Below are 13752 nucleotides of genomic sequence, written 5' to 3' on the forward strand. Positions count from 1 at the left end.
CTGGCAAGGAGATGACTATATGAAACATATTCCCTACAGTGATTATCCTGACGTGCTGAACGCCGAGCAGCTTGCCGCACTGCTGGGCATCTCGCGCGCGGGTGCGTATCAGCTGATGGATCGTGCGGACTTCCCCACGCTCCACATCGGCAAGCGCAAACTGGCGCCCAAGGACAAAGTTCTTGCATGGATAGACCGGCAGACCATGACATGACCATACAAGCAAAAATCAGCGTTTTCCGAACTTTTGGACGGCTTTCCAGTACCGCTGTTTTGTTCCCAGGTCCAACGGTGATTTGGCCGAAAGCACACCTTTCCTCCCCTAAACCGAAACCGCTGAAAAGGTGTACTTTCGGCGTCTAGAAAAGTTGGACGGTAATTGCAAAAACAGAGGGAAAGCCGTCCACTTTATCTCTCTAAGCCCTCGGAAAAGTGCTTAGTTCATCAGGCGCGCCGCTCCGCACGGCTCCTCGTTACCGGGCTGCTGGCTGTGCAAGTGGGACGGTACCGTTCCGGGGCATTTCCAACAAAAACAGCAGAAAGGAGGAGCGGCAAATGACCGATCCAACAAGGGCGGCTTACGAGTCCGCCCTGCACAAGCTGAATGAATTATCCGAGCGGCTTGCAATAGGCCGACAGGATGACGGCTACCTGTACCGCCTTGCCAACGCTGCACAGGATACCTCCATCGCCGCACGCGAGGTCTATGCAGAAGCCCGCGAAAAAGATATCCTGTGCAGCAGGAGATCTTTTTCGCGGGCATGGGTGGGAGCAAGCATGGCAGAGATCAGGTCTGCGGTGCTGCCGGACGGGTATGCGCTGGAGGTCAGAGCAGACGGCTCGGTGGTGATCCGGCTGCCGCTGCGGCTGTCCAAACGGAGCAACGACAGCGCGTTCGTATGCGCGCCGCTGGACACGCTCCTTGCCCGGCACGCATCCGCCCTGCCCCGGTTCCAGGAGTGTACGATAGAATTTCTCCATTGCTATGCTTCATCACATCATCCCGCCGATGTGCGCGACCATGATAACCTGGAGACTCGCGCCGTGCTCAACGTCATCGAACGGTACTTACTCACCAGCGACAGCGGTATCTACTGCTCCAACATCCAGACCAGCTGCTGGGCGGAACAGGATCAGACCATCATCGTCATCCGGCCCGGCAAGATACCAGTCTGTGAGGAGGCAGGAGACTATGCGAATTTTTAGAAACAGTACGGCAGAATATCTGCTGATTATCAGCGCGCGCTATGGGCAGCTGCCGTACCGTGCGCTGCGCTTCCTCTCCCTGCCCTATGAGACCGCAAAGGACGCGTTCCAGAAGCTGTGCCGGGCTGAGTATCTCGAAGTCGTCAAGGCACCTGGACATAAGAGCTTCTTCCTTACGGACAGCGGCTATGAGGCGTATCTCCAGACCATGATGAAGGACGACGATCTTCTGGACTGGGAGGACTTCCCTGACAAGCCGGAATTCACCCGCAATGTCCAAAAGGCCATCCGGCTCAGCCGCATCAACGAAGCGCAGATGTTCTTCTTTTTCCTCGGGCTGGCGCCGTATCGGACCTCGCTGGAAGTCAAGCGTGAAATGGAGCAAAAGGCCGCCCGCAGTTCGGATAACCTCAAATATTCCCGCTTTGCCGGCGTGACCTGGCGCGGTCAGCAGGCCTCGCTGGTCTACCATTTCGGCAACGGCAACCAGCGGCTCAACGCGAACGGCGAGCGCAATGCCGCGGCACTGTTCAGCGACTACAAGCACCCATGCGGCAAGTTCATCCTGACCGAAACGGAAAAAGGCATCGTGGACGTTCTGGGATACTCCTTATGGGCGCTGAACAAAAGCAGCCGTGAGCTTCGGCACATGCAGCTCAACTACCATATCACCTACGAGGACAATGCGATCCTTCTGCCACTGACCAAAGACGCAGGGGATTTCGTATGGGCTTTCCGGCACCCGCACTGGCCGCAGACCATACAGCGCTTAGGGGAGGATGCTCGCCCCGAAGAGGGGATATTTCTGTCCACGCTCGACGGCACATGGATGGATGTGCTGGTCTACTTATCCGAGGCGTACACGACAGATATGCCTGTGACGTTCGCGGTCTGGGATATCCAGCTCCCGATCCTGTGGGAGCTGACGAGACGCGGCTTGCTGCCGGACGGCTGGCGTGTCGTTTCCTATCAGGCAGGGGATTTCTGCCGTGGGATACCGCCGTTCTGATACGGCATGTCCACATATTTTCCAATCCTGTCCATACCAGACAGGCAGACCGATAGACCCACTACTCACCCAGCATGGAATGTGTTATACTGTTCATAGCAACGGGATCCATGTGCCACAGAAAGGAGGACATCGTGGCACAAGTCAAAAAGACCCGCAGCGCTGCGGGCAACGGAACTATCCGAAAACGGAAAGACGGGACATGGGAAGGCCGGTACACCACAGGCACCGATCCCAAAACCGGCAGGCAGATCCGCCGCTCCATTTATGGAAAAACGCAGAAGGAAGTACGCGAGCGGCTCCGCCAGATCACGACCGATGTAGATACTGGGGCGTATGTCGCGCCATGCGCGATGAAGTTTTCCGAATGGCTGGATATCTGGCTGGAGGAGTACCTTACTGGGCGCTCGCCGCTGACGGTCAGCTCCTATGAAAGCTATGCACGCAACCATATCAAACCCGCATTGGGAGCGATCCGCTTAGACCATATCACGCCAGTCCATATTCAAAAATTTATTAACGCACTTGCAAAAACCGCTTTATCCCCAAAGACTGTTAAAAATATTCACGGGATTATACATCGGTGCTTACAGCAGGCGGTACTGATCGGTTATCTGCGCGATAACCCCGCTGATGTCTGTAATCTCCCCAAGATTCCCAGATCGCACATACAGCCGTTGTCGGATGAGCAAATTGCAGCAATGATCCATCAGCTGCAAAGTTACCCATACCCCTATGCCACGCTGTATTTTGTCACTTTGTTTACCGGTATGCGGCAAGGCGAGGTGCTTGGCCTGGGCTGGGAGGATGTAGATTTCAGGTCAGGCACTATTCTGGTACACCGGCAGCTGCGCCGTCTCAAAGAACGCGGCGCCGGATATGACTATGCAGAACCCAAGGATCACGCCAGCCGTGTGATCAAACCCGCGCCATCTGTGATGACACTTCTCAAGCGGCACCGTATCCATCAGTCAGAATTGCAGCTTGCTGCCGGATCTGCATGGTCCAACCCCATGAACCTGGTCTTTACCAACGAGCTGGGCGGACACTTGACTCATATCACCGTATACCGACATTTCAAGCAGATCATTGCCGAACTTGGATTCCCCGATTTCCGCTTCCACGATCTGCGGCACACCTACGCGGTCGTCTCCCTGGAAAACGGCGACGATATCAAGACCGTTCAGGAGAACCTTGGCCATGCGACAGCCGCATTTACCCTTGATGTCTATGGCCATGTGACCGACCGAATGCGCAAGGAAAGCTCGGACCGCATGGAGAAATTCATCCATCAGGTGTCCACCCTGTAAAATCCTCTTAGGGGTATGGATAGGGGTGGAGAAATTTATATCTGCCAAAAAAGTTTTGAATTCTTCATATGAAAATAAAAATCGCACTTCTTCATCAAGAAAAAGTGCGATTATCTGGCGGAGAAGGTGGGATTCGAACCCACGTGACGTTTTACCGTCAACTCGATTTCGAGTCGAGCTCGTTATGACCACTTCGATACTTCTCCATTTTTGCGCCTGTCCTACAGGCGCTTAATTATTTTACCATATGCTGCGTTGAAACACAAGGGTTTTTTCATTTTCCATCCGGATTTTTATTTTACCAGGAATGCGTCCGGCAGATAGCGGCCCTCCGGATTCTGGGAAAGCGTGGTCGGGCTGGTGATTTCCCGTCCGTCGTACACCATAACCGAGGACGAGCCTCCGTCCAGCATGGAGGCCTGATATGCGCCATAGCTCTCCATGATCTCGCCGCAGCGCTCAATCGAAATGCCAAACGAATGGAACTGCCGCCCATCCACGACCAGCATAATCACGGTGCCGTCCTCCGCCTGTCCGATCGCAGTGCGCGGCTGTTCTTCGTTCAGCCCCGTACCCGCGACCAGATTTTCCCCATTAATGATAAGCGCCGGATGAAATTCGACCGCATCCCGCAGATTGGAGGTATCGCTGAACGCGCCGACCTGCAAATGGTCGTTTTCATCGAAGCCGATGATCTTCCAGCCGTCCCCGACCGCGCTCTGCAGTTCCCTGCCTTCGCTTTTCAGGAACCCGTACGGCAGCCCGCCCGTACCGTTCCCCTCATAATCGGCAAAGCCGGATGCGTTGATGCCGAGTATGGCGTCATACGCGCGCGTCATGTCCGACACATAGGAGCCATATTCAAACAGACCCTCGCAGGTGCCGACAATCACGCGCTCCGGCTGCTTGCACAGCGCCAGCTTACCCGCATACTCCATACCCAGCGCGTCCTCGCCGACCACCTCCGCGATCAGGATACCGTATTCCGCGTTGACCGCTAACACCGTATCCCCCTGCTTAGTCGTTATACCGGTATGATAATCTCGTTTGTCTGCTTCGCCGATCAGGTCAATATCAATATGGTCGTATCCGTTGGCTATGTACTCCGGATTGTCCTGAAGGAATTGCTCAAAGCTGTCCCTGTCCAACTCGGAAAAGGTCTGGTAAAAACGCTCCTTGGGGGTGGATGCCGTCACCGTATGATTTCCACTGTCCCCCCAGGCGCTTTCCGCGCCCTCCTGCTTCTGGTTCAGCAGATAGCGCTTCACCATAACCTCTTCGATCATATCGTGTGGGATAAACCAGGTGGCCAGCCACTGGTGCGTCATCGTCCCCATTGCGGTCTCAATATACCACTCCCGCCAGCGTGTTACAAACGCATTGGGCGTATACAGCAAAAAGGGGTAGACCACGGTCAGGCATATCATAAAAAAACAGGTTAGCCCTAAGGCAAAGCGGTGTCTGGCGCCGTTCATGGTCTGTTTTCTCCCCTTTTACGCTGTTTTTTCTATTTCCCACTGCGGCGGCGCGGGCTGCGGCGGCGTGCCGGCGTGCCTTTCTTTTCCTGTGGCGCGGCCGCAGGCGCTTTTTCCGCCTTCTGTCCGCGGGCCGACAGCGCGGCTTCCACCTTTTTGCGGATACGTTCCGCCGCCTCCGCGCTCAGAGCATAGGCGCGGGACGGGGTATGCGCGTCCACCCGCGGTTCATTTTTTTCAAACCGCGCGTATGGGTCGTTCCTCCGTCCACGGCCGCGGGATACGGATGCGGCGGTGGTACGCCGCGCGCGCGGCGCGGCCGCTTTCGCGCGCTGCTCCAGCTGCAGCTCCGCCGCTTTTTCCTTGCGCGGCGCACGCTTGGCAGGCGCGGCTTTGCGCGCCTTCTGCTTCGCGGCCTTCTCCCGCTCTACTTCGGCCGCTACCGCCTCTGCGGGGGCATTTTCCGAAACCAGCTTGCGGCGGGTGCGGGTATTCGTCGTTTTGCGCTGGCCGCTCTCTCGCTCTGCGGAAGCCGCCGGCTTTTCCTCATGCGGAATCTCGCCCGCGACCGGTATCTTTTTCCCGATCAGCTTTTCGATATCCGCAAGATACGGCCGCTCGCTCCGGTCACAGAACGAAACCGCCGTCCCCTCCTGTCCGGCGCGGCCCGTGCGGCCGATGCGGTGGACATACGTTTCCGGAATATTGGGCAGCTCGAAATTGATCACAAGCGGCAGCTCGTTAATATCGATGCCGCGCGCCGCAATATCGGTCGCGACCAGCACCGCAATCTTGCAGGCCTTGAAATCCGCCAGCGCAGTCTGGCGCTGGTTCTGCGATTTATCGCCGTGGATCGCCTTGGACTTGATGCCCGCGCGGTTCAGGTCGCGCGCCACACGGTCCGCACCGTGTTTGGTGCGCGTAAAGACCAGCGTTTGATGCACGTTGCTTTGACGGATGACCTCGGCCAAAAGTTCCCGCTTTTCCGCTTTTTCGACCAGATACACCTTTTGCTCGATCTTCTCGACCGGCTTGGCGGACGGCGTAATCGAAATCCTTGCCGGATTCTTCAAAAGCCTGTTGGCCAGCGACGCGATCTCCTGCGGAATTGTCGCGGAGAACAGCAGCGTCTGCCGCTCCTCCGGCAGATACTTGATAATGCGCTTGACATCTGGGAAAAAGCCCATATCCAGCATGCGGTCCGCCTCATCCAGCACAAAGCATTCCACCTTGTCCAGCGAAACCAGCTTCTGCCCCATCAGGTCCCACAGCCGGCCGGGCGTTGCGATCAGGATATCCGCGCCGCGCTGCAGCGCTTCCACCTGCGGCACCTGAGAAACGCCGCCGAACACCACCGCGGCTGTGCAGCGCGTATAGCGCGCGTACTGGCACACATTTTCATAGATCTGCAGCGCCAGCTCGCGGGTCGGCGTCAGGATCAGCGCCCGCACCGCGCCCGTTTCCCCCTGCGCGCATAAGCGTTGGATGATCGGCACGGAAAACGCGCACGTCTTACCCGTGCCGGTCTGCGCGCAGCCCATCAGGTCGTGTCCGTCCAAAACGGGCGGAATCGCCTTCTGCTGGATTGGCGTCGGCTGCTCATAGCCCGCCTCTTCCAGCGCTTTGAGAATATTTTTTTCGATCTTCAGTTCTTGAAATTTCATAATATCGTTTCGTTTCCTTTTTTGAATTGGATGATTCCGGCAAATCCCGCTTGCCCGAACGCACCGCCTTGTGTTATACTATTATAGTACGTTTTTATGCCCCCATTAAATCTGAGGTGAATCTTTTTGCTGCATCTTTTGGCCCATGTGGTACCCGAAGCGTTTTTCGATGTCGTCAAAACCGTACCCCTGCTGCTGCTGGTTTACGCTTTGCTTTACTATATCGAAAACCGCCTCACCAACACCCCCGCGCTGTTGTCCCGCGCGGCGCAATTCGGTCCGGTCGTCGGCGCCCTGGCCGGAACGATCCCACAATGCGGGTTTTCCGCGGCCGCGGCCGCGCTCTTTTCCGCCGGCTATCTCGCCCCCGCGACACTGGTCGCCGTCTTTCTGGCCACCTCCGACGAGGCGGTACCCGTTATGCTGGCCGGCGGTGCAAGCGTGCCGCAGGTTGTGCTGCTGCTGGCGGTCAAATTCGGCATTGCGGTGATCGGCGGCTATATCCTGCGCTTTACCGTGTTCCGTTCCCACCGCGCAGGCAGCGGAGAAGCGCTCGAGATCGAAATGACCGCCTGTGACTGCAGCGCAGGCTCGCCCGTTTGGAGCGTGGTCTGGCACACGCTCAAGACCGCGTTCTTCCTGTTTGCCGTACTGCTTGCGCTGGATCTCGTGGTACACGGCATCGGCGAGGAGCGCGTCGCTTCCCTCATGCTGTCGGACAGCATTTTCCAGCCGCTGCTCTGCGCGCTGCTCGGCCTGGTACCCAGCTGTGCAATGAGCGTTTTGCTCTCCGAGCTTTTCGTCAGCGGGACGATCAGCTTCGGCGCTTTGATCGCCGGCCTGTCAACCGGTGCCGGCTTCGGCTACATCGTCCTCTTTGAAGAAAAAGAGGGCCGCCGGCGCGCGCTTCCGGTCATCGCGGCCACGCTCGCCGTTGCAGTCATCGGCGGCACGCTTGTCCAGTTCTTTTACGGATAACACAGCCGGCATTTTCAACAGCCTCTCCCATACGGAGCGGCTGTTTTTTTATCCCAGCTCGTGCAGCAGCCCGAGCGCCTCGTGCGCCCAGGTCATGTCAATGCGCGCGAAATCCCCGCCGGAGGTATACAGGTAGTCCTCCACATCGCCGTGTATGCGCTGGTAAACCGCCCCCGGCATGGCGGCGTATTGCTCCGCCCCGTCCGAAAGCACGGCGACGAACCGGATGTCACCCGTGCGCTCGTCCAGCTCATGAAACAGCAGCTCAACCACATCCAGGTCGCGGTCCAGCTGAGTGAACAGCAGCAGCTTCATGATCTCAACCGTGCGGTCGTCCAGGCCGCGCTCCAGAATATTGATCTTTTCGCGGAACGCGTTCATACTGTCCACGATACGCAGGGTGTAGCCTGCCAGCGGGTCGAATTCCGCGCGGGGAGCTTCGCCCTCCTCCGGCCACAGCCAGACCATAAACTGATTCGACATGTCATGGTACAGGCAGGGATGCACCACCAGCACGGTTTCGCCGCAGTTTGGGCATGCGACGCGGAAGCAGGACAGGTCCTGCACCTTGGCCCGCAGTTCGGGATTACGGTCAATATTGATATGGTCGAGCATCTTATGGTCGGTCTCGGCCTGACAATGCGGACAGGTAACGGTCATAGCTGCGTTTTTTCCTCCTCGATATATGCCCAGTTATTTTATAGTATACCACAAAATACCGGATATAGGCAAGCAATCGCGCCGGATTTATCCGGCACAGAAAAGCAGCGCACGGCCCGCGCCGTGCGCTGCTGTATCCGGTTTCAGACAGACCCCCATACCAGCGGGTCGTGCGCGGCCAGACGGACTATCCAGACCGCCGTCCAGAGCGTCATCACACCCCAGAGCAGCGCCCGCTCGCGTGTTTTGCTGCCAAGCAGCGGTTTTTTCCCGAACAGGACATATAAAACCACCGGCGGCAGCACATAGACCATCGGATGATACCGAAACGCTGCCGCAAAATCCAGGCGCAGCAGCGCGTATACTGCGCGCGACAGGCCGCAGCCCGGGCATGGCACGCCGGTAAAATGCTGCACCGGACAGCCCCATCCCAGCAGGGAGGCGCTGAGGCTCGCCGCTCCGAACAGCAGCCCGATCACAAGCACGCCGAGCACCCCCGCCCCGAGACGCCCGCGCATCAGCCCTGATAGGTTTCGCGGAACTCGAGGAACTCGTCGTAGGTGCATTCCTTGTCCAGAACGCCCTGTTCCCGTATCTCGATGATGCGGGTCGCAATGGTCTGCACAAACTCATGGTCATGCGAGGCGAACAGCACCGTACCCTTAAAATCGCGCACGCCGTTGTTCACGGCAGTGATGGATTCCAAGTCCAGATGGTTGGTCGGCTGGTCGATGACCAGCACATTCGAGCCGAACAGCATCATGCGGGCAAGCATCAGGCGCACCTTTTCGCCGCCGGACAGCACGCGCACCGGCTTATACACATCATCGCCCGAGAACAGCATCCGTCCCAGGAAGCCGCGCAGCGTGGACTCCAGCGTATCGGTCTGGGAATAGGGCGCGATCCAGTCGAGCATGTTTTCCTCATGGCCTTCGAAAAAGTCGTTGTTGTCCTTGGGGAAATAGCTCTGCGAGGTGGTCACGCCCCACTTGAAGCTGCCCTCGTCCGGCTTGATCTCGCCCATCAGAATTTGGAACAGCGTGGTCATGGCCAGCTCATTATCCGAGATAAAGGCGATCTTATCCCCGCGGCGCACGATGAAGGACACGTTATCCAGCACCTTTTCCCCATCGATGGTTTTGGAAATGCCGCGCACCTCGAGGATATCCTTGCCCGCCTCGCGGTCCTGCTGGAACGCGACCCACGGGTAGCGGCGCGAGGAGGCCGGCAGTTCCTCGACGGTCAGCTTGTCGATCAGCTTGCGGCGGCTGGTCGCCTGGCGCGATTTGGACTTGTTGGCCGCAAAGCGCTGGATGAAGTTCTGCAGTTCCTTGATCTTTTCCTCGTTCTTGCGGTTCTGGTCCTTAATCATGCGCTGGATGAGCTGCGAGGACTCATACCAGAACTCGTAGTTGCCCACATACAGCTTGATCTTACCGTAATCGATATCCACGATATGCGTACACACGTTATTGAGGAAATGGCGGTCGTGCGACACCACCAGCACAGTGCCTTCAAAGTCCGCGAGGAAGTCCTCCAGCCAGCGCACCGCCTGGATATCCAAGTGGTTGGTCGGCTCGTCCAGCAGCAGGATGTCCGGCTTGCCGAACAGCGCGCGGGCAAGCAGCACCTTGACCTTTTCCACGTCCCCGAGGTACTGCATTTCGGTATACAGAATCGCGTCCGCGTCCAGCCCCAGGCCGTTGAGAAGCTGCCCTGCCTCGGTCTCCGCGTCCCAGCCGCCCATCTCGGCAAACTCGGCCTCAAGCTCGGCGGCCTTGTTGCCGTCCTCCTCGGTGAAGTCCTCCTTGGTATAAAGCGCGTCCTTTTCGCGCATCACTTCCAGCAGGCGCGGGTTGCCGCCAAGTACGGTATTCAGCACGCTTTCCTCATTAAAGGCAAAGTGGTCCTGCTTGAGCACGCTCATGCGGGTCTTGGCCGCGATGGACACCGTGCCGGTCGAGGGGTCGAGATCGCCGGACAGGATGCGCAGGAACGTGGATTTGCCCGCGCCATTGGCGCCGATAACGCCATAGCAGTTGCCCTCGGTGAATTTCAGGTTTACATCTTTGAACAGCGGCTCGCCGCTGAAGTTCAGGCTCAGGTCGGTAATCGTGATCATATCGCGTTCGTCTCCTCCATCCATTTTTTCAAATCTGTATCAGTATACCATATAAACGCGGCTTTTCACAGTTTTTTTTACAACCTTTCCCGCATTTTTGTTCATCTTGTATTGAAACCGGCCGCGCGGAGCGCTATACTATATTTATTCTTATCGTTTAAGGAGGTCTTTCCCTATGTCCAACCTGATGCAAGTCATCCAGAGCCGCCGCTCCACGCGCGCGTTCCAGGCCGAGCTCCCGCCCAGAGAACAGATCATGCAGCTTGTCGAGGCCGCCGAGTGGGCGCCCTCCGGCGTAGGCAAATACCTGTGGCATTTTACGGTCGTTTACAGCGCGGAAAAATCCTACAAGCTCGCCCGCGCAGTCGCTGAGGTAGACAACCGCGGTCCGGAATACAACTTTTACGGCGCGCCGGTCAACATCATCATCTCCTATCAGCGCGGCGAGCACCACGCTTTCGTCGACGGCGCCGCCGCGATGGAGAACCTGCTGCTCATGGCCACCGAGCTGGGGCTTGGCTCCTGCTGGATCAACCAGCTGCGCGAGACCTGCGACATCCCCTCGGTGCGCGCGCTGCTGACCGAATACGGCGTGCCGGAGGACCATATCGTCATTTGCTCCGCCGCGGTCGGCTACATTGCAAAGGAGACCCCCGCCAAGCCCCGCAAGGAGGGTACGGTCACGTTTACGGAATAAAAGGAGGCGCGCCGGAATGGACGCACAGATCGCAAAGTTAAAAGAATGGGTCGATGCGAGCGACAATATCGTTTTCTTCGGCGGCGCAGGCGTATCCACGGAAAGCGGCATCCCTGACTTCCGCTCGGTGGACGGGCTGTATAACCAGCAGTACAAATACCCGCCTGAAACCATTTTGAGCCATACGTTCTTCCTGGCTGAGCCGGAGGAATTTTTCCGCTTCTACCGCGCAAAAATGCTTGCGCTGGACGCGCAGCCCAACGCCGCGCACCGAAAGCTGGCCGAGTGGGAGCGCATGGGCAAGTGCCGCGCGGTCGTCACGCAGAATATCGACGGGCTGCACCAGAAGGCCGGCTCCCAAGAAGTGCTTGAGCTGCACGGCTCGGTGCTGCGCAACTACTGCATGCGCTGCCGCAAGCCGTACGACGTGCGTGACATCGCCGCGGGCAAGGGCGTACCCAAATGCACCTGCGGCGGCACCATCAAACCGGACGTCGTCCTCTACGAGGAAAGCCTGGACAGCGTTACGATCAACAAAAGCGTCGAATACATTGCAAACGCGGATATCCTGATTATCGGCGGCACCTCGCTGGCCGTTTATCCGGCCGCGAGCCTGATCGATTATTACCGCGGCAGCAAGCTGGTACTGGTCAACAAAACCTCTACCCCTGCCGACCGCCGCGCGGACCTGGTCATACACGCGCCGATCGGCGAGGTTTTCTCACAGCTTTAAGCGGCGTCCCGCAAGGCGGCGCCGCAGCCGGCTTTGATAAAACAACTATTTTCCGTTCCGTATATTTCTCCCCTTTTCGGCCATACTATTGCAAAACCAAGAGGGGAGATTTTTCAATGATCGATAAAATCGCGCTGACACTTGCTATCATCGGCGGCCTGAACTGGGGCAGCATCGGCTTGTTCGGCTTTGACCTCGTCGCATTTCTGTTCGGCGGCTCCGCCAGCGTAATGAGCCGTATCGTCTATTGCCTGGTCGGTCTGGCGGCGGTCTGGTGCATCTCGCTCCTGTTCCGAAACAGCCAGGAGCCTGTAGAGCGGCACGCCTCTTGAAGCAAAAAAGAACACCCGATCGGGTGTTCTTTTTTGCATTTCCATCCCGCCGTTGACAAACGCATCACCCCCCCCCCCCCGCACAGAAAAAACCGCTGCAACATGCAGCGGTTTTTTGAAAACAGCGAATTTTCAGAATGCGATCTTCTTGGCAAGGTAGTCTGCGACATCCTCAATCCGGATGCGCTCCTGCTCCATGGTGTCGCGGTCGCGCACGGTCACGCAGCCGTCCTGCTCGGTCTCGAAATCGACCGTGATGCAGTACGGGGTGCCGATCTCGTCCTCGCGGCGGTAGCGCTTGCCGATCGAGCCGGCGTCGTCGAAATCGACCGAGAACTGCTTTGCCAGCATCTCCCACACCGGCATTGCCTTTTCCGACAGCTTTTTAGACAACGGCAGCACGGCCGCCTTGAACGGCGCGAGCGCCGGATGCAGGCGCAGCACGGTACGCACGTCGTCCTTACCGTTCTTATCCTGGCCGACGACCTCCTCGTCGTACGCGTCGCACAGGAAAGCGAGCGCCACGCGGTCCGCGCCGAGCGACGGCTCGATGACGTACGGGATATACTTCTCGTTCTCCTCCTGGTCGAAATACTCCATGGAAACGCCCGAAGTTTTCTGGTGCTGGGTCAGGTCGAAGTCGGTGCGATCCGCGATGCCCCATAGTTCGCCCCAGCCGAACGGGAACAGGAATTCGATATCCGTGGTGGCGTTGGAGTAGTGCGACAGCTCCTCCGGATCATGGTCGCGCAGACGCAGATTCTCGTCCTTCATGCCAAGGGACAGCAGCCAGTTATGGCAGTAGTCCTTCCAGTATTTGAACCATTCGAGGTCGGTGCCGGGCTTGCAGAAGAACTCCAGCTCCATCTGCTCAAACTCGCGGGTACGGAAGGTGAAGTTGCCGGGCGTGATCTCATTGCGGAAGGACTTGCCCACCTGCCCCACACCGAAGGGGATCTTCTTGCGGGTGGTGCGCTGGATATTCTGGAAGTTGACAAAGATGCCCTGCGCGGTCTCCGGCCGGAGGAAGATCTCATTTTTGGCATTTTCGGTTACGCCCTGATAGGTCTTGAACATCAGGTTGAACTGGCGGATATCGGTGAAGTTATGGCCGCCGCAGTTCGGACAGGCAAGCTGATGCTCGTCAATATACGCTTTCATCTGCTCGTTGGTCCAGCCGGCCGGATTCTCGCCGGCCTGCTCCTCAATGAGCTGGTCCGCACGGTGACGGGTTTTGCAGTCCTTGCAGTCCATCAGCGGGTCGGAAAAGCCGCCGACATGGCCGGAAGCAACCCAGGTGGTCGGGTTCATCAGGATCGCCGCGTCCAAGCCGACGTTATACGGACTCTCCTGCACAAACTTCTTGCGCCACGCGGCCTTGACGTTGTTCTTGAACTCCACGCCGAGCGGGCCGTAGTCCCAGGTGTTGGCCAGGCCGCCGTAGATCTCCGAGCCGGAGTATACGAAGCCGCGGCCCTTACACAGGGCAACGATCTTTTCCATGGTTTTTTCGCTGTTGTTCATTTTACATTCTCCTTTTGGCGCATCTGGCTGATGCACGCTTTT

At 57.8% G+C, this 13752-nt stretch carries 14 protein-coding genes and 1 tRNA gene; 8 read left to right on the plus strand and 7 right to left on the minus strand.

Annotation, left to right across the window (positions count from 1 at the left end):
* Positions 1 to 19: 19 nt before the first annotated feature.
* From ACYQ3S_RS06715 to ACYQ3S_RS06730, 4 genes are all read left to right on the plus strand, one after another.
* Complete coding sequence (locus ACYQ3S_RS06715; RefSeq protein ID WP_459688020.1) at positions 20 to 214, plus strand: helix-turn-helix transcriptional regulator; 195 nt, start codon at positions 20 to 22, stop codon at positions 212 to 214.
* 341 nt (positions 215 to 555) lie between these two features.
* On the plus strand, positions 556 to 1206 hold the full coding sequence (locus ACYQ3S_RS06720) for a DUF6100 family protein (protein ID WP_459688023.1): 651 nt from the start codon (positions 556 to 558) through the stop codon (positions 1204 to 1206).
* Positions 1193 to 2215: a hypothetical protein gene (locus ACYQ3S_RS06725; protein ID WP_459688025.1), complete on the plus strand. Its 1023-nt coding sequence runs from the start codon at positions 1193 to 1195 to the stop codon at positions 2213 to 2215. Before ACYQ3S_RS06720 ends, ACYQ3S_RS06725 begins: the two co-directional genes overlap by 14 nt.
* 134 nt (positions 2216 to 2349) lie before the next feature.
* Positions 2350 to 3525, plus strand: a complete 1176-nt coding sequence (locus ACYQ3S_RS06730; RefSeq protein WP_459688027.1) for a tyrosine-type recombinase/integrase — start codon at positions 2350 to 2352, stop codon at positions 3523 to 3525.
* A 115-nt stretch (positions 3526 to 3640) separates the two neighbouring features.
* On the opposite strand, the gene ACYQ3S_RS06735 is transcribed toward ACYQ3S_RS06730, so the two are convergent.
* From ACYQ3S_RS06735 to ACYQ3S_RS06745, 3 genes are all read right to left on the minus strand, one after another.
* Positions 3641 to 3731, minus strand: a tRNA-Ser gene (locus tag ACYQ3S_RS06735).
* A gap of 87 nt (positions 3732 to 3818) precedes the next feature.
* Positions 3819 to 5000, minus strand: coding sequence for a phosphodiester glycosidase family protein (locus ACYQ3S_RS06740; RefSeq protein ID WP_459688028.1), 1182 nt, complete (start codon positions 4998 to 5000; stop codon positions 3819 to 3821).
* Between the two features lie 32 nt (positions 5001 to 5032).
* A complete protein-coding gene (locus ACYQ3S_RS06745; RefSeq protein WP_459688030.1) occupies positions 5033 to 6664 on the minus strand; it encodes a DEAD/DEAH box helicase in 1632 nt (543 codons plus the stop codon).
* 126 nt (positions 6665 to 6790) lie between these two features.
* On the opposite strand from ACYQ3S_RS06745, the gene ACYQ3S_RS06750 reads away from it, so the two are divergent.
* Positions 6791 to 7642, plus strand: a complete 852-nt coding sequence (locus ACYQ3S_RS06750) for a putative manganese transporter (protein WP_459688032.1) — start codon at positions 6791 to 6793, stop codon at positions 7640 to 7642.
* A gap of 48 nt (positions 7643 to 7690) precedes the next feature.
* Here the strand turns inward: ACYQ3S_RS06750 and ACYQ3S_RS06755 are convergent, their stop codons facing one another.
* The 3 genes from ACYQ3S_RS06755 to ACYQ3S_RS06765 form a co-directional block, all read right to left on the minus strand.
* Positions 7691 to 8302, minus strand: a complete 612-nt coding sequence (locus ACYQ3S_RS06755; RefSeq protein WP_459688033.1) for a CpXC domain-containing protein — start codon at positions 8300 to 8302, stop codon at positions 7691 to 7693.
* 143 nt (positions 8303 to 8445) lie between these two features.
* Positions 8446 to 8820: a DUF2752 domain-containing protein gene (locus tag ACYQ3S_RS06760; RefSeq protein WP_459688034.1), complete on the minus strand. Its 375-nt coding sequence runs from the start codon at positions 8818 to 8820 to the stop codon at positions 8446 to 8448.
* Positions 8820 to 10424 (minus strand): ABC-F family ATP-binding cassette domain-containing protein, encoded by a 1605-nt coding sequence (locus ACYQ3S_RS06765; RefSeq protein WP_459688035.1) that lies wholly within the window; start codon positions 10422 to 10424, stop codon positions 8820 to 8822. The genes ACYQ3S_RS06760 and ACYQ3S_RS06765 overlap by 1 nt, the downstream gene beginning before the upstream one ends.
* 175 nt (positions 10425 to 10599) lie before the next feature.
* Between ACYQ3S_RS06765 and ACYQ3S_RS06770 the strand changes: the two genes are divergently transcribed.
* From ACYQ3S_RS06770 to ACYQ3S_RS06780, 3 genes are all read left to right on the plus strand, one after another.
* A complete protein-coding gene (locus ACYQ3S_RS06770) occupies positions 10600 to 11121 on the plus strand; it encodes a nitroreductase family protein (protein WP_459688036.1) in 522 nt (173 codons plus the stop codon).
* A 16-nt stretch (positions 11122 to 11137) separates the two neighbouring features.
* Positions 11138 to 11854: an NAD-dependent protein deacylase gene (locus ACYQ3S_RS06775; RefSeq protein WP_459688038.1), complete on the plus strand. Its 717-nt coding sequence runs from the start codon at positions 11138 to 11140 to the stop codon at positions 11852 to 11854.
* Positions 11855 to 11970: 116 nt separating this feature from the next.
* The gene (locus ACYQ3S_RS06780; RefSeq protein WP_459688040.1) at positions 11971 to 12186 is read left to right on the plus strand and encodes a DUF378 domain-containing protein; all 216 of its coding nucleotides are present in this window, start codon (positions 11971 to 11973) and stop codon (positions 12184 to 12186) included.
* Positions 12187 to 12318: 132 nt separating this feature from the next.
* Here ACYQ3S_RS06780 and ACYQ3S_RS06785 read toward each other — a convergent pair whose 3' ends face one another.
* Positions 12319 to 13710: a glycine--tRNA ligase gene (locus tag ACYQ3S_RS06785; RefSeq protein WP_459688042.1), complete on the minus strand. Its 1392-nt coding sequence runs from the start codon at positions 13708 to 13710 to the stop codon at positions 12319 to 12321.
* Positions 13711 to 13752: the final 42 nt, after the last annotated feature.

Source organism: Agathobaculum sp. TL06 (genome assembly GCF_054658635.1).